Annotated in this window: 12 protein-coding genes and 1 pseudogene; 5 read left to right on the top strand and 8 right to left on the bottom strand. The window is 69.8% G+C overall.

The window, feature by feature from the left end:
* Nucleotides 1-201: 201 nt before the first annotated feature.
* The 4 genes from HCN51_RS36030 to HCN51_RS36045 form a co-directional block, all read right to left on the bottom strand.
* Nucleotides 202-441 (bottom strand): hypothetical protein, encoded by a 240-nt coding sequence (locus HCN51_RS36030; RefSeq protein ID WP_168015923.1) that lies wholly within the window; start codon nucleotides 439-441, stop codon nucleotides 202-204.
* A gap of 138 nt (nucleotides 442-579) precedes the next feature.
* Complete coding sequence (locus tag HCN51_RS36035) at nucleotides 580-1,566, bottom strand: tyrosine-type recombinase/integrase (RefSeq protein WP_240973601.1); 987 nt, start codon at nucleotides 1,564-1,566, stop codon at nucleotides 580-582.
* 164 nt (nucleotides 1,567-1,730) lie between these two features.
* Nucleotides 1,731-6,308: an nSTAND1 domain-containing NTPase gene (locus HCN51_RS36040; RefSeq protein WP_346433917.1), complete on the bottom strand. Its 4,578-nt coding sequence runs from the start codon at nucleotides 6,306-6,308 to the stop codon at nucleotides 1,731-1,733.
* A gap of 14 nt (nucleotides 6,309-6,322) precedes the next feature.
* Nucleotides 6,323-6,628 carry a trypco2 family protein gene (locus tag HCN51_RS36045; RefSeq protein WP_168015927.1) on the bottom strand — a complete coding sequence of 102 codons (306 nt, stop codon included), beginning with the start codon at nucleotides 6,626-6,628 and terminating at the stop codon, nucleotides 6,323-6,325.
* Between the two features lie 241 nt (nucleotides 6,629-6,869).
* On the opposite strand from HCN51_RS36045, the gene HCN51_RS36050 reads away from it, so the two are divergent.
* Both HCN51_RS36050 and HCN51_RS60165 read left to right on the top strand, forming a co-directional pair.
* A complete protein-coding gene (locus HCN51_RS36050) occupies nucleotides 6,870-8,447 on the top strand; it encodes a Mu transposase C-terminal domain-containing protein (protein ID WP_168015929.1) in 1,578 nt (525 codons plus the stop codon).
* A 620-nt stretch (nucleotides 8,448-9,067) separates the two neighbouring features.
* A pseudogene (locus HCN51_RS60165) lies at nucleotides 9,068-9,715 on the top strand (cytochrome P450); the annotation flags it as partial.
* A gap of 163 nt (nucleotides 9,716-9,878) precedes the next feature.
* Here HCN51_RS60165 and HCN51_RS36060 read toward each other — a convergent pair.
* Nucleotides 9,879-11,018, bottom strand: a complete 1,140-nt coding sequence (locus HCN51_RS36060) for a SagB/ThcOx family dehydrogenase (protein ID WP_206068291.1) — start codon at nucleotides 11,016-11,018, stop codon at nucleotides 9,879-9,881.
* 819 nt (nucleotides 11,019-11,837) lie between these two features.
* On the opposite strand from HCN51_RS36060, the gene HCN51_RS36065 reads away from it, so the two are divergent.
* Together HCN51_RS36065 and HCN51_RS36070 are read left to right on the top strand one after the other, a co-directional pair.
* On the top strand, nucleotides 11,838-12,299 hold the full coding sequence (locus tag HCN51_RS36065; protein ID WP_168015931.1) for a hypothetical protein: 462 nt from the start codon (nucleotides 11,838-11,840) through the stop codon (nucleotides 12,297-12,299).
* 7 nt (nucleotides 12,300-12,306) lie between these two features.
* Entirely contained in the window at nucleotides 12,307-12,504 is a 198-nt protein-coding gene (locus HCN51_RS36070) for a hypothetical protein (RefSeq protein ID WP_168015933.1), read from the top strand.
* Nucleotides 12,505-12,520: 16 nt separating this feature from the next.
* Here HCN51_RS36070 and HCN51_RS36075 read toward each other — a convergent pair whose 3' ends face one another.
* The gene (locus HCN51_RS36075; RefSeq protein ID WP_168015935.1) at nucleotides 12,521-12,703 is read right to left on the bottom strand and encodes a hypothetical protein; all 183 of its coding nucleotides are present in this window, start codon (nucleotides 12,701-12,703) and stop codon (nucleotides 12,521-12,523) included.
* A 299-nt stretch (nucleotides 12,704-13,002) separates the two neighbouring features.
* On the opposite strand from HCN51_RS36075, the gene HCN51_RS36080 reads away from it, so the two are divergent.
* A complete protein-coding gene (locus HCN51_RS36080) occupies nucleotides 13,003-14,373 on the top strand; it encodes an FAD-dependent oxidoreductase (protein ID WP_168015937.1) in 1,371 nt (456 codons plus the stop codon).
* A 654-nt stretch (nucleotides 14,374-15,027) separates the two neighbouring features.
* On the opposite strand, the gene HCN51_RS63110 is transcribed toward HCN51_RS36080, so the two are convergent.
* Entirely contained in the window at nucleotides 15,028-15,621 is a 594-nt protein-coding gene (locus HCN51_RS63110) for a family 4 glycosyl hydrolase (protein WP_206068292.1), read from the bottom strand.
* Nucleotides 15,622-15,725: 104 nt separating this feature from the next.
* Nucleotides 15,726-16,316, bottom strand: coding sequence for a hypothetical protein (locus HCN51_RS36090; RefSeq protein ID WP_168015939.1), 591 nt, complete (start codon nucleotides 16,314-16,316; stop codon nucleotides 15,726-15,728).
* Nucleotides 16,317-16,338: the final 22 nt, after the last annotated feature.

A 16,338-nucleotide genomic window follows, 5' to 3' on the forward strand; every position in this document is an offset into this window, starting at 1 on the left:
CAACGGTACCCCTGACGTAGGCGGGTTCGCCGTCACGCAGCCGTCGAGCCTGCTCGGGGTGCTGCAGCAGAGTGAGGGTGCCGAGGGCGATCATGTTCGCGGTGGTTCCGTGGCCAGCCACCAGCAGCAGGACCGCCATGGCCACCATCTGCCGGGTGGTGAGCTCGCCCGTGCGTCCGTGGTGTTCGATCAGCCGTGCGATCAGGTCGTCACCAGGATCGGCCTGTTTGGCGACCACCAGTTCGTGGAGGTAGCGGGCCAGGGCGCGGCGCCGCCGGCCGCGTCATCGGGGTCGGCTCGCGTATCCAGCATCATCCTGCTGTGCTGCTGGAAGAAGGCGTGGTCGGCGTACGGGACGCCGAGCAGCCGGCAGGTGACCATCGACGGAGCGGGCAGCGCGAACGCCTCCACGAGGTCCACCGGTCGTGGACCGGCGGCCATCGCTGAGAGCAGCCCCTCAATGGTCTCCAGCTGTGAGTTCCAGTGTGATTAATGGCCAGGAAGTTCCGGCGTTATCTGGCCGAGCTGGTGCGGCACTGGCAGAAACGCACTGCCGTGGTGCAGGCGTCCCACCTGACGTCAGCGCTTGCGGCGTCGAGCGGCGGGGTCGTGTTCGGCGGTGATGCGGACGGAGGTCTCCTCACCCCGGCGCACGTACCGGCCGAGGCTGGACAGGTGCTGGTGACGTGACTTGGCCTGCAGCTCCGGCGCGGTCCGGCCGGCGGCGGCCAGGTGGGTCAGCGCGCTGTGGCGCAGCTGATGCAGTGTCCATCCCTCGCCGTGCGGGTCAAGCTTGGCGGAGGCGGTCTTGAACAGGTACTCGACGCGCGGGTAAGACAGGCGCCCCCGGCCGGTGATGGGACAGATGTCGGCGGCTGCGGGGGTTCGGGGTCCGGAGGTGGGGGCGCGGCGGTCGGCCAGAAAGACGGGGCCGGCCTCGCGCCCGCCGAGCAGGCGGGGCAGCAGGCGGGCGGTGGCGGTGGTCCAGTACACGTATTCGATCGCGCCGCCCTTGGAGATCACGCGGGCGCGCCGGAACTCAAAGTCGAAGTCTTCGACGTTGGGCGAGAGGATCTCTTCCGGCCGGGCCGCTGTTTCGTAGAGGAGCCGCCACAGCACTCGTTCCCGCAATGGGTGCTGGTCGTCGGTGAACAGTTTCTCCAGCCGCGTCTTCGGGATGGCGCGGTCGCCGCGGCGGGCGGGGGTGCGCCGGGTCAGGCGGCGGGCGGGGTTGGTGGCGAGGAGGTCTTGGCGCTGGGCCCAGGTGGTGAGGGAGACCAGCGCGGACAGGTGCCGGTTCCAGGTGGCGGCGGCCGCATCGTCCCAGGCGGCCATGACGGCGGCGTAGTGGTCGGGATCGAGGTCGGCGACTGGGTGCTGCGGGCCGGTGACGGCGGCCAGGCGGGCCAGGGTGCGGGCGTAGCTGCGGCGGGTGGTAGCCACCTGGAGCGCGTCGAGGAAGCGGGCGGTGGCGCCGGCCACGGTCGAGCGGTCACCGGCGGGGCCGCTGGGGAGCATGGCGGGTTCGTCCGCGCCGGGCGTGCCGGGAAAGGCGACGACCGGCATGACGAGCCTCCCAGGGTGATGTGACACATAACACTACTGAGTCGTCCCTGCCCGGGCGAGTGCCGAGCTGCGTGAACGTCGGGCTGACACGGCATCTGTGACAGGGGATGCGAATTCCCCTGTCAGCGAGCCACTTGCAGTAGGCCGGCCTCGGGGCGTTCCTCTCAGCGAGCGGGACAGCTGGGCCGGTATTGCTCACCGGGGATGTACTGCTGCCATTCCTGAGGTGTGAACGGCTGAACCGCGATGCTACAGACCTCTCGCAGAAGATCGGGCGGCCGGGCGACGTCCCAGATCCACACCGTTTTGTCATAGCTGGCGGTGGCCAGGCGCTTGCCGTCAGGGCTGAACGCCACCGAGACCACCCGGTCGGTGTGGCCGGTGAGGGGGGCGCCGATCTGGCGGCCGGTGTCCGCGTCCCAGATCCGCACCGTTTTGTCGTCGCTGGCAGTGGCCAGGCGGTTGTCATCCGGGCTGAACGCCACCGAGTTCACCTCATCGGTGTGGCCGGTGAGGGTGCGGTGTGGGTGGCCGGTGTCCGCGTCCCAGATCCACACCGTTTTGTCGTCGCTGGCGCTGGCCAGGTACTTGTCGTCCAGGCTGAACGCCACCGAGGTCACCTGGTCGGTGTGGCCGGTGAGGGGGGCGCCGACCTGGCGGCCGGTGTCCGCGTCCCAGATCCGCACCGTATTGTCGTTGCTGGCGGTGGCCAGGCGCTTGCCATCCCGGCTGAACGCCACCAAGAGCGCCCCGTCGGCGAGTCTGCGGATCTGGCGGCCAGTGTCCGCATCCCAGATCCGCACCGTCGCATCCAAGCCGACGCTGGCCAGGCGCTTGCCATCCCGGCTGAACGCCACCAAGGCCCCCCCGTCGGCGAGTCTGCGGATCTGGCGGCCAGTGTCCGCATCCCAGATCCGCACCGTCGCATCCAAGCCGGCGCTGACCAGGCGCTTGCCATCCGGGCTGAACGCCACCGAGCCCACCTCATCGGTGTGGCCGGTGAGGGTACGGACCGGGCGGTCGGCATCTGCATCCCAGATCCACACGCTGGCCTCGTCGCTGGCCAGGCGCTTGCCATCCGGGTCGAACAACCCCCTGGCGCCGGCCAGGCGCTTGCCATCCGGGTCGAACGCCAGCGACCACACGATGTCGGTGTGCCCGGTAAGGGAGCGGACCTGGCGGCCGACGTTTGCATCCCACATTCTTACCGTCTCGTCGTTACCGGCACTGGCCAAGCGCTTGCCGTCCGGGCTGAACGCCACCGAGACCACCCGGTCGGTGTGGCCGGTGAGGGGGGCGCCGATCTGGCGGCCGGTATCCGCGTCCCAGATCCGCACCGTTTTGTCGTCGCTGGCGGTGGCCAGGCGCTTGCCGTCCGGGCTGAACACCATCGAGACCACCCGGTCGGTGTGGCCGGTGAGGGGGGCGCCGATCTGGCGGCCGGTATCCGCGTCCCAGATCCGCACCGTTTTGTCGTCGCTGGTGATGGCCAGGCGCTTGCCGTCCGGGCTGAACACCACCGAGACCACCCGGTCGGTGTGGCCGGTGAGGGGGGCGCCGACCTGGCGGCCGGTATCCGCGTCCCAGATCCGCACCGTTTTGTCGTCGCTGGCGGTGGCCAGGCGCTTGCCGTCCGGGCTCAATACGACCGAGACCACCCGACCGGTGTGGCCGATGAGAGGGGGGCCGATCTGGCGGATCCGGCGGCCAGTTTCCGTATCCCGGATCCACACCGTCGCGTCGTTGCTGGTGATGGCCAGGCGCTTGCCGTCCTGGCTGAACGCCACCGCTAACACCGGACCGTTGAGGCTGGTGAGTTCGCGAACCTGATGGCCGGTGGCCGTATCCCAGATCCGCACCGTCCCATCGAAGCTGCCGCCGGCCAGGTATTTGCCGTCCGGGCTGAACGCCACCGCGTCCACCGAGATGGTGAGGGTGCGGATCTGGCGGCCGGTGGCCGTATCCCAGATCCGCACCGTCGCGTCGTTGCCGCCGCTGGCCAGGTACTTGCCATCCCGGCTGAACGCCACCGCGGACACCCGGCCGCCGGTGTGGCCCCTCCAGACGCCTCGTGCAGGCCGGCTGACCACCGTGTACATGCTTGTGCGGGCGTCGTTGGTCTGGGCGATCGCCCAGGCCGCCGCTGCCAGGCGCGCCGACGTCACCGGGTCGTCGTCGGGCCAGGACTGGCTCCAGGCGGCGATCTCGCTGGACCGTGCCCTGGTGCGTTGCCGGTCCGCTTCGGCGGCCTGCCGGTCGGCGTCCTGGGCGGAGCGCACGGCGGCTATCGCGGTGATGATGGCGATGACCAGAAGTCCGGCCAGGGCGGAAAACAGAGTCCGGCGGCGGTGCCGAGTGCGGGTGGCGGCCCGGGCGCCGGCGTGCAGGAAGGCGGTGGCGACCTCGGGCAGCTTGAGGTGGCGGCCGGGGCTGGCGTGCCAGCTCGCCGCGGCGTGCTGTGCTGTTTCCAGCCGGATGCCGCGGTACAGGAACGACGCGTCCTGGCCGGTTTGCGCCCATTCGGTGGCGTCCTGGCAGATCTCGCCGTGCAGTCGGCGATCGGCTTGGTTTTCGGACAGCCAGGAGCGCAGGCGTGGCCAGGCGGTGAGCAGGACGTCGTGGGCGAGTTCGATAGTGCCGTCTGGTGCCGGATCCGTGAGCTCGGCCGGAGGATCGCCCTCCGCCGTGGTGGACACGCCCGGTGCATCGGCGGGCGCGGGTACGGGGGCGAGTGATGCGGAACCGGTCACCATCAGCCGGGCCCGGGTGAAGGCGGTCACGACGTGGCGGGCCACCTCGGGCTCGGCCGGCTCGCAGCGGGCAGCCAGCTCACTGACGCTCGCGCGCTGCCGCACGGACTGCCCGTCGGCGCCGATGAGGGTCAGCGCCAGCAAAACCCCTTGGGCGGCCTCCCGCTGCCGCGGGGGCAGACCGCGGTAGGCGTCCTCAGCGGCATCCTCGACGGCGGAGGCGACGCCGCCGGAGCGGTCGTAGCCGTGCAGGGTCAGCTGCCCGTCGTGGCGGTGCTGCCAGGTGCGCACCATCGCCATCGACAACAGTGGCAGCGCCCCCACCACCGAGCCGCCGCCGGGCGACCCGTCGGCGGTGACCTGGGTGTGGGTGAGGAGGTCGCGGACCACCTGCTCGGCCAGGCCGTCCTGGATGCGCAGCCCGGCCGCCGCGGCCGGCCCGGTGATCGCGCGGCGCAGTTCCGGCTCGCTCATCGGGCCCAGCACGAACGCCCGCTGCTCCAGCGCCCGAGCCAGCGCCGGGTGGGCGGCGCACCGGTCGATGAAGTCGCCGCGCACCGCCAGCACCACGATCCCGGCCGGCTCCTGATCGTGCCGGTCCGCGCCTTGCCGACCGGCCTCCTCCCGGCCGACCACGTGCGGGCCGGGATCTGGCGGGCTGGCCTCTGGCGGGGCAGCAGGGGTGGCGATCGCGTCGAGCGCGGCCACGAACGCGTCCACCTCCTCGGCGTGCCCGCTGAAGGAGGAGGTGAACAGCTCCTCGAACTGGTCCACGACCATGATCAGCCGACGCGGGGGCTCGCCGGACCCGCCCAGCTGGCCACGGCGGATCGCCTCGGCGGCCAGCACCTGCCGGGCCCGCGCCCGGGCCCGGACCGGGTCGGCACGCAGTTCGCCCACCACGACATCGGGGTCGGCACCGCACCGCACCGCCAACTGCACGGCCAGCTCCTGCAACGGCCGCTCGGCGGGGGTGAAGCACACTTGCGGCCACGACGAGCAACCGCTGCGATCGCCGAAGGCGGCGGTCAGGGCGGGCAGCAGCCCGGCATGCAGCAGCGACGACTTGCCCGCCCCGGAGGCGCCGGTCACCATGATCAGCCCGCCGCCTGCCTGCTCGGCGGTGACCATCGCCTGTAGCCGGGCAGTGGCCTGGCCCCGCCCGTGGAACAGCACCGCCTGCTCCGGGCCGAACGGCGCCAGCCCCTGATAGGGACAGCCGTCGGTCCACACCACGCCGCCGCCCGCCGCGGGCAGCGTGCGCAGCCGACCCAAGCTCGTGCCGAGCAGCGTCCACCAGGCATCACGGTCGGAGAGGGTGTCGATCAGGGTGATCGGCACGATGGTGAGGTCCGAGGCGCCCTGACGCGGCGCGTGTTCCGACACCACCCCCATGACCAGGTCGCCGGCCAGCACCGCTGCCCCGGACATGCCCGACCAGGCCGAGCCCGCCAGCGTCGCTCCGGCGGACGGCAGCGGCGGCCCCTCCGGGCGATGCCCGGTCTGCAGGGTGAGCAGGCCCGGCCCCGGCCGCTGCGAGACCGGGATCCGGCCGCTGACCTGGGCAGCCTGCCGGACCGCCGCCGCGCCCTGGCCGCGCTCCAGGAACCGCGGGAACCCCACCGCGCCGCAGCCCTCGACCACTTCCAGCCGCTCCGTACGATCGGCGACCCGCGCGAACCCGATCATCGGCAGCAGCCCGATCTCCGCCGGCGCGTCCTCGGCGAGCTCCAGCACGGCCAGATCCGCGTGCCCGACATCTCCCCGCAGCAGCACCCGCGCCCGCCAGCTCCTCTTCGGGCCGTCGGGCCAGGGGATGGCGCGCCGCACCTCGATGTCGCCGTCAGCGACGGCGTGCAACGAGGTCAGCACGTGGCGGCCGTCGATCAGGAAACCCGAGGCGACCTGCCACTCCGTCCGGGTCCCCGAGCCGCGGCTGACGGTGAGCTGGGCGATGACCTCGACGAACCGGTCCTGGATCGCCACCAGCACGGCTGCCTCCGTGGCTAACCCGGCTTGGCGGACGAGTGACGGGATACCTTGACCGGGTCACCCTGCGCATCGACGGGCGGCTGCAGGACGACGGTCACCTTCTGCACCCGGTCGTGCTCGATCTTGCCGCCGGCGCCGGCCTCCAGCACCCACACCTTGACCTTGCCGCTGCCCTCGCCGGTCTTCTTCACCCCGACCTGGAACTCCAGCGTCACCTCCCCGACAGGAAACTGGATCTCCGCATCGGCGCCCGCAGCGATCGCCTCCCGCAACTCCTGACGGATCTGCTCGATCGCCTCCGGCAGCCCAAGCTCTGCCACACGCCCTCCCACCGCACCAGGGACCCGGTCAGGAACCTGATCGTAGGCCGTCGAACGCCTGCGGCGCCGCACTTCCCGCCGATCTCCACAAACCGACACCAAATGACGATGGTCGCCGGTACGGCGGCGCCGCCGACGAGCACGCATAGCGCCTTCAGCCACCTGCCGGCACGTTTCGTGAGCGCACCGGGCACACTGCGAAGGAGGCCAGCTCAGTGAGGCGGTCAGGGAGGGACGGTTCATGCAAGCAGCCGCGCCGGACGGCGACCCCCCGTTGACGGGCTTCAGCGACGCGCAACGCCTGCAGGCGCTCGAACACTGGCGACTGCTGCGGCCCCACCTCGAAGACGATGTCCCCCTTTCCCAGGTCGCCGCCTCCTGCGGGGTCCCCGAGCGGACGCTGCGCCGCTGGCGCGCCGCCTACCAGGCCGGCGGCCTGGCCGCGCTGGTGCGCCGGTCGCGTTCGGACCGCGGCCAGGTGCGGATGCCCGAGCCGTTGCGGCTGCTGATCGAGGGCCTGGCGCTGCGGCCGCCCCGCCAGAGCGTGGCGGTGATCCACCGGCAGGCCGCCAGCGTCGCCACCGCGCAGGGCTGGCGGGTCCCCGGCTACTCCACCGTGCACGAAATCGTCCGCAACCTCGACCCGGCGCTGGTGGCGCTCGGCGTGGAGGGCAGCAAACGCTACCGGGAGGTGTATGAGCTGGTGCATCGCAGGGAAGCGTCCCAGCCGAACCAGATCTGGCAGGCCGACCACACCGAGCTGGACCTGTGGGTCATAGACCCCAAGGGCCGGCCGGCCCGGCCGTGGCTGACCGCCATCCAGGACGACCACTCCCGCGCGATCGCCGGGTACGCGCTCAACCTGGAGCCGCCCTCAGCGCTGTCCACCGCACTGGCCTTCCGGCAGGCGATCTGGCGCAAGGCCGAACCGGGCTGGCACGTGTGCGGCATCCCCGAGATCTTCCACCTCTACCACGGCCCGGATTTCACCTCCGCCCATCTGGAACAGGTGATGGCCGACCTGCGCGTGCGGCCGATGTTCAGCAAGAAGGGGCAGCCGCACGGCCACGGCAAGATCGAACGGTTCATGGAGACCATGAACCAGATGCGCCTGGCCCACCTGCCCGGCTACGCCCCAAAGGGCAGCAAGGATCGCGCCGCCCAAGCCACCCTGACCCTTCCCGAGCTCGACGCCGCGATCGGCCGGTTCATCCGCGAGGTCTACAACCTGCGCCCGCACTCGGAAACCGGCCTCCCGCCGCAGGCCCGCTGGGAGGCCGGCGCGTTCATCCCGCGCATGCCCGACTGCCTGGAGCAGCTGGACCTACTGCTGTGCACCGTCGCCAAACCGCGCAAGGTCCACACCGACGGCATCCAGTTCCTGGCCCTGCGCTACATCGACCCGGTCCTGGCCGACTACGTCGGCGAACAGGTCGCCATCCGCTACGACCCCCGAGACATCACCGAGATCCGCGTCTACCTCCGCGCACCTGACGGCACCGACGCCACCTTCCTGTGCCGGGCGATCTGCCCGCACCTGTCCGGCGAGACCGTCAGCCTCAAGGAGATCACCGCCGCGCGCAACGCCCGCCGCAAACAGCTGCGCGGCCGCCTCGCCACCCGCGCCACCGTCGTCGACACCCTGCTGGCCCTGCACGACGAACCGCTGCCCGCCGCCTACCCAGCCACGACCGGGCTGCGCCGATGGACCACCCCGGACACCGCCTCCCCCGCAGACAGCACAGACAGCGCGGGCGACGCGGGCGACACCTCTACCTCCGGCGATGCTCCGCGACTCAAACGCTACTGGAATGAGTGACCGGCGCTCCGCCCGGAAAGATTCGGTTCGGACTGGCAACCAAGAAGGTTAGCGATCGCGATCCGACAAATGCGTTTCATCGAACAAGTCAAATGACGGATTCGACACATGCTTCGCTGGGCGAAGATGTCGGTGTGTCCGCTTGAGGCCAATTTCTTGCTGAGGAGGTCCTTCGGCTGCCGCCTCCAGCCGAATCGTCTGCCACTACTGCGCCGCAGGGCCCTGTCTATCTGAGAAGGAGCAGTGTGTCCACCATCGCCATGATCATGGAGCGAGAGCATCCGCTCGATCCGCCTCAGAGGTACAAAGAGCACCAAGAGCAAGCGGCCCTACACTCCTTGGTGTATCCCGACGGCCACATGGGCTGGCTGATCACCGGCCACGCTGCCGCCCGCGCGGTGCTGTCCGATCCGCGTTTCAGCAATCGGCCGGAGCTGTTCCGTTCACCGGTTCCAGGCCGAGCAGAGCTGATCAGGCAAGTGCCTCCCGGATTCTTCCTGCGAATGGACGCGCCCGACCACACCCGCTACCGCAGCCTGCTCGCAGGCTTGTTCACTGTCCGCAGAATGAATCTGCTGGCGCCTCGAATCACTGAGATCGTCGAAGTCTGCCTCGACCGCATGCAGAGATCAGACCAACCCGCCGACTTGGTGCAGGTTTTCGCGCAACCAATCCCAGCACTGGTGATCAGTGACTTGCTCGGCATACCCTCCGACGACAATCAGTGGTTCCTGACCGCCGTCAAACTGCTCTTCGCCATCAACATCTCCCTCGAAGAAGCGAGCGGCGCACTTGAGCAAGTGGCGAGCTACCTGCGCACTCATGTCGGACGCAAGCGCGCCAAGCCCGGCGACGATCTCATCAGCAAGATCATCGAACGTGGTGACCTCAACGACGAGGAGCTCACCGGTGTCGCGCTTCTGCTGCTCAACGGCGGCTACGAAACTACCGCCAATATGCTCGCTCTTGGGACCTATACGCTGCTCACCCACCCCCGCCAACTCTCCGCGCTGCGGCAGAATCCGTCCCTGATGGAGAACGCGGTGGAGGAACTGCTGCGTTACCTCACGATTGTCCATGTCGGCCCCTTCAGGACCGCCCTTGAGGACGTCGAGATCGGCGGATCGGTCATCAAGAAGGGTGACGCGGTCACGTTGTACTTCCCCGTGGCAAACCGCGACCCCGCGAAGTTCACTGACGGCGAGCAGTTGGATGTCTCTCGCCCTGCGGCCGGTCACCTCGCCTTCGGGCACGGTATCCACCAGTGCCTGGGCCAGCACTTGGCCAGGATCGAAATGCGGATTGCATATGCGGCACTCCTGCGCCGCATGCCTGACCTGCGTTTGGCCGTCCGTCCAGAAGAGGCGCCGATGACGGGCCCATCTCAGCCCTGCGGCGGCAAGCGGGTGGTGATCTTGATGACGCGGGTCGTCATGCTGGGCGGGCCGGAGGCGTTGTGGTCTTCGCCTGGAGAGTTGTCAGGCCGAAGGTTTCCATGTCTGCTCCGGCCGGGATCGAAGCCCACTCCCCCTCCGGGAGGCCGGCGCCCAGCACATAGAGCGGCGTCCGAGAAACATTGTCCAGATTCAGCCGTTCCGCCAGGGCCTTGTCGTGGAACGCGCCTGTCTGAAAAGGACCGAGCCCGAGCGCCACAGCGGAGAGGGCGAAGGTCTGGCCCAGATGGCCGGCGTTGAGGAGGCAGACGCGGTAGGCACGCGGATTCCGGTATTTGGCGAGCATACGCTCGATTTCCGCCGTCAGGACGACAATGAACGCGGCGTCTTCCACCCACTGCTGATTTCCGCACATGGCTGAAAGGTCTTCGCCGGTGCATCCTTCGGCCATCAACTCCAGCGAGTGTTCCAAAGAGTTGTAGTGATACCACCCGGGCGTGACGCCGCTGACCTGGCGGATACCCAGATAGGCCTCCAGTTCCTGCCGGGCGCCGCCCGATGGGCTCGTGCGGCGGATGAGGGCGCCGAAAGCGCCGGCATCAATGTAGTCGGCGGGCCCGAAGGTGCTGCTCAGCAGGGCGGCGAAAGGCACTAACGGCACGGGAGCCGACGTGAAGGAGCGGTGGGTGCGCCGCCGGTACAGCACCTGTCCCAACGGCTCGTCGAGTCGGCCGGGGACGCGCGGGAGCAGGATTCGATCGGCTTCGGGATACGTGGTGAAGATGGGCGGCCGGCCCTGGGCCGCCAGCGCCTCGCGGTCGTCGCCGCTCGCCTCGGAGTAGATGTGATTCTGCGTGGCGAAGTGGAAGAACGACGCCTCTGGAGACCATGGCCCCCATCGAGCGTCGAGCGCCTCGTCTCGCGTATCCTCCTGGCTGCCTTCGGCGAGCAGAAGCCCGCGCGAGACCAGCTCGGGAATGACCACGGCCACCGATTCGCGAGCTTCGTGCGGCAGGCATTCGACGGCCTCGTCCACGGTGCGCCAATCGGTGAAGGCGTCCAGTACTTCCGCGATGGCGACCGACAGGACGAGGCCTTTTCCTCGCAGGAAAGGGTGGGCGACGAATGCCCCGTTGTGCCAATAGCAGACCAGGCATCGTGCTCTGCGCAAGCGCATGTGAATCTTAAATCCTCATCCCGATCGTGAAGATGCGCCTGTCGAGTGGGCTGCGGCCCGCTCGACAGGCGATCCCTCGCGATCGCGGCTAATGGCTCCAATGCCAGTTGTTGCGGTCGGAGCGCTCGAGCTCCTCGACAGTTAGCGAAATGTAACGCATTTCTGTTCACCTCCGCTTCATGTTTCGACCCGACGCACAGGGTATTGTGGGGGGACCGGCCGCGTATCTGTCATGTGACTGGTGGGCGACAGAAGTCGGTGCACAGCGGCTTCAGGTGGCCGGTCGTCCCGACCATTCCGTGAGCGCCTTCCTGACCAGTTCCGGTACTACAAGTACCATTCAAGGTAGTGGTACTTGCAGTACCGAATGGCTGGCAACTCGATAGAGGCTCGCCGCGTGGTACGGCGCAGGGCCGCCATTAGCCGGGCCCGGCCCTCCGCCTCGACGTCGCGCCGGCCGACGGAGCCCAGAACAGCTCGCCGATCGCAGCCAGGTCATCCATCCGTCTCCTCCTTCATCGGGTTGACGCCGCCGAAAGCGGCGCGCACCTTCTTGCGGGCCGGTTGAGCCGGGACCCCACGGTCCCTGTCGGGATGTCGAGCGCCTGCGCGATCTCCTCGTAGCTGAGCTCCGCCACGCTCGCGGCCGCCGCACGCCCGACCACCGCGGACTCGTGCCCGGGATCGACCGTTTCGTGGGGGCCCGCCGCAGCGTCCGTAACCGGCGAATCTCCCTGCGGCGGTGCTGGGCGACGATGTTGGTGGCGATGCCGTACAGCCACGGACCACGCCCTGGCGGGCGTCGAAGCTGGCGCGATCGTGGAAGGCCGCGAGGAAGATCTCCCCGTTGAGGCCGTCGGCCGCCTGCGTGCCCAGCCGGCCCGCGACGTACCGGTGGATCTGCCGGCGCTCTTCGGCGACGGGGCGGGACGCACGGGCACCTCGAGCGCCACCGCGGCGCCGATCGCCCTCAACCGTGACGGCCGGCTCGTGACCGAGGCGCCGCGGCCGTTCCTCCAAGCGGTGCAGGTGCCGCCCGGCGACGCGGCCTACAACCTCCAGGCCGAGGCCGGGCGCGCCGGCGGCCACGCTGTCCACCCGCGTGTCGGTCACCTGGACGTTCCGCTCCGCCACCGTCCAGGACGGCACCACGGCGCTACCGCTGTCGGTGGTCGGCTTCTCCCCCGAACTGGACCGGCGCAACACCGCACCGGCCGGCCGTTCACCGTGCCGCTGACCGTACGGACACAGGCCGGATCGACCACTGGCGAGGTCCCGTGACCTGTCCGTGGACGTCTCCTACGACGACGGCGCCTCCTGGAAGGTGACCTGGTCCGGGGCGAACGGCACGGTCCCGCTGCGCCACCCGGCCATGGACGGGTTCGTCTCACTGCGCGCCCGATCGAAGGACAGCGCGGGCAACACCATCGAGCAGACCATCATCCGCGCCTACCGGATCGCCCCTTGCGCCCCCTCCCCCGGTTGACATGACGAGGGCCACCTCAGCCGCCGCAGGTCTGGGCCTCCGTCTGCACCCAGCCCTGGCCGAAGTCCACCCGCGCGGTGTGCTCCCAAGAGTTCTCATCGCGCCGCGTGAACGCCTCCTGCACGCGGATCTTCCGCTCCGCGTGCAGGATCGCCGCATCCGCCGTCAGCTCATCGCCCTTCCGGACCGGCCAGGTCACGGTGGCACGGCGGCCCCGATTGTCGAACCACTCGCAGACCAGCTTGTGCTGGGTCCGTCGCTCCCCAGGCGGACCGCCTCCACGACATCAAGAGCGCCGCCGGAGCCCGGGGGCTCGGTGGATCAGAACTCTCGATCATCGCATCACGCCACGAAGATGCGCATGGCCCCCGAATCCGTCGGACGACTGGGGCAGGCGTGGTCCGGCCGAATGGGTGAGGCGGCCGACCAGCTGGTCATCTGACTGATTCTCCAGGCGGACGGCGCTTGTACGGTCGTCCTATGCCGCTTGGAACACCTGTGCAGATCTTCAATGCCCTGAGCGCGGCGAGGCCGATCGAGCGAACCCGGATCGTCGCCGGCAAGGCGGTGGTCATGGGCGGGAGCGTCGCCGGGCTGCTGGCCGCGCGCGTGCTCGCCGACCATGCCGAGACCGTCGTGATCATCGAGCGGGACGATCTGGGCGAGACTCGGATTCCGCGTCCAGGTGTGCCGCAGGGCAGCCAGTCGCACGCGCTGCTGGTGGGCGGGCTCCGGCAGCTCGAACGCTGGTTCCCCGGCATCACCGCGCAGGCCCGCCAGGAGGGCGCGGTGCTGCTGCCCGGCAGGGAGGTGCGCACCTACGTCGACAACGTCCCGCAGGCCGCGACGGCCCCCTACGACCTGCTCAGTGGCACCCGCCCGTTCCTGGAGAACGTGATTCGCCGCCGTACGTTCGATCTGCCGAACGTGAAGGTGATGCCGGGCAGGGTCACCGGGCTGGGCCTTGGCGGCGGACGGGTGCAGGGGGTGCGCTGGGTCAGCGGAGGCGAGGAGGCGGTGGAGGACGCCGACTTCGTGGTGGACGCGATGGGCCGCGCCAGCAAGCTCGGAGACTGGCTGGAAGAGGCAGGCTGGCAGAAGCCGTCGTTGCACCGGGTGCCCATCAACGTCAACTACGCCACGGGACTCTTCGCCCGCTCACCGGACGCTCCGATCTTCGGGGCGCTGGCCCGCCGCAGCTCCGCGTTCGCAGCGGCCCGCACCGCCGGCGGCGCGGTCAGCCCCGTGGAAGGGGGCGCATGGCTCGTCATGCTGGGTGGTTACGACGACGACCGCCCGAACCGTACCCTGGATGGCTTTCTCCTACGCTGCCGCGAGGACCTGCCGCCCGCGTTTGCGCGGGCTGTCGCGGGCGAGCCGCTCAAGCCCATCGCCACCTACCGCCAGGCCGACGCCCGCCGCCGTGACTACGCCGGGCTGACGCGCCTGCCCGGCGGCCTGGTGAGTGTAGGCGACGCGGTGGCCTCCTTCAACCCCATCTACGGCCAGGGCATCACATCGGCCACGCTGCACGCCTCCAGCCTGTCGGCCTACCTGTGGCGCACGCCGGACGCCCGGATGCCAGCCCACGAGTTCTTCGACCTGCAGCAAGTGATCGTCGACGCCGCCTGGCAGTTGTCCACGGCGGCCGACCTCGCCCGGCAGCAGAGCGGCGCGGTGCTCCCCGTCCGGAGGCGGCTCGCACGCTGGATCGGCGAGCAGATCGTCGACGCCTCGCTGGCCGACGAGACCATCTCGCGTCGCTTCGCCGACGTGACCAACATGACCGCCCACCCCGCCACCCTCATGACACCTGCCACTGTGGCCCGCTCCATCTGGGCGAACCGCCACCGCCCCGCCGCGCGCTAGCGTCCGGTGCCCGGCACCCAAGGGCCGGGCAGGGACTGGAAGTGCTCTACGACCTGCTGGCGCTGCGGCCTGCACGCCGCCCGCCGGCTGTGCAACGGAAGAGGATCCAGCGTTCACCTGGTCCTACCGACTTATTGGGGCGAGACGGGTGTGGGAGCGTGGAAGCATAGCGATCGGGTGGTCTCGGCAGGAGATTGTCGCAGCGGTCAGGACGTGCCTGTCACGGGCGGGTGCCGTGACGGACGGCTACTCCTATGTCGATGTCCGGACGGAGCCCGACGGCATGGTCGTGCTCTTTCGCTGGCGGCGGGATCCGAACCTCTACGCTTTTCGCGGTCGAGTACCCGGCGGCGCCGCGCAGCCCGTGGACCGGCCTGCCGGTGCACGCGGCGGCCGAATGGGCCGCGGACGTCGAGGGGCGGCTCGCGGAGGAACTCGCGACCGGGCTGGTCCGCAGGGGACACCGGACGGTTCGAGACGAGTACGTCCTGCTGGACCCGCGCGACGCCCCTGATCTCCATCCCCCCGGCTTCTTCATCAGCTCGGTCCCCTCGCATGCGACCGCGGCCGCGCCTGGCTGGCCAGGGAAGGGACGGAGGTGGACCTCCGGAGAGGGCTGATCGCCCAGGGCAGGCTCGTCTGCTGGCTGCAGGCCTACGTCGACAGCGCTCGTGGCGGACCTTTCGTCAGCCACGCGGCCGCGTCATGGGAGGACGAACAGCGCACCACGGCCCGTCTCGAACGGGTGCAGGTCCTTCCCGGCGTCCCGCCGGAGGTTGGCGGCGCGCTGGCCCGGGTCGCGATCTGTGAGTACCGGCGTGGAAGCGGGGGCCGGCCGGCATTGGCGCCGGCAGGTCGCGACCCTGCTGATCGCGGACCGCCCGTCCCCACGACAGGTGGCCAGGGCCTCGGGCCGCAGGTCTGGCGTCGAGACCGTGCACGGCGGCCATGGCCTGCTGGCCCAGGTTGGCCCAGGTTGGCCCAGGTTGGCGCTGTCACAGATGCCGACGGTCCGCCCGCGCCCGTCGTCTCCTGCCCGGGCACGCCGTGCCGGACCGCGATCCGCTCGTCGGCGACACGCGCCGCATCCCCGCCCACGCGTACGGTGGTCACCACGAAGTCCGCGCCGTCGAGCGCCCGCCGCGCGTCTGTGGTGGCCACCACCCGCACATCGCCGTGGCGCCGTGCCAGGTGGGCCGCAACGCCGCCGAGCAGCCGCAGCTTGGGCTCATCGACGTCGAGGAGCACGATCTCGTTCAGCCCCGTGGCACCAGCCCCATGCCGCTCAGCACGCCCCCGTCCGGCGCCACTCCGTCCGGCGCCGCCCTGATCCAACGGTGACAGCGAGATCGTCAGAGCACCCGGTTGTGTCCGAAGCGGAGAATGCGCTGGTCGTTGGTCAGCTCTTCGATGAGCCTGTCGCTGAGTGCGTCATGCTCATCGTCAGGCAGGTCGTGGCCAAAGGCGTCCGCGGTGCCTTCGGACAGGTCCACGAGCACCGAGGCGTCCTCGGGAAGCAGCGGCGGTTCGAGGTCTGGCCAGGTGACGTCGCCCCAGTCGATCGTCACCTGGATCTCGTCCGGATGTTCGTTGATGAGATCGAGGAGCACCGCCCCTTCCAGGTCGATCTCCGCGACGTCCTCATAGCCGCTGCCGGGTTCGGAAACGCCTCCGACCGTCAGCCCCTCAGGGTCGAAGCAGATCTCGGAGAAGCCCGGGATCTTCACCCTGGCGAACGGGTAGACGCGCAGTTCGAGGTCGACGTCGTCGCGCTGGTAGACCCGGATCACGCAGGTGTCGCCCCAGGATCCGAGCCAGTGCCCCTGCCGGATGTAGCGCATCGCCGCCCGTGTGATGGCGGGCAGATCGTGGCGGATGTCGAAGCAAGCCCATCCGCCACCCCCTTGGTAGAAGGACCCCTCGAAAAGGTAGAAGCTGTACATGGAGCCGTGCCTCCTCGGGGAC

Source organism: Nonomuraea composti (genome assembly GCF_012034275.1).
GTDB lineage: Bacteria > Actinomycetota > Actinomycetes > Streptosporangiales > Streptosporangiaceae > Nonomuraea > Nonomuraea composti.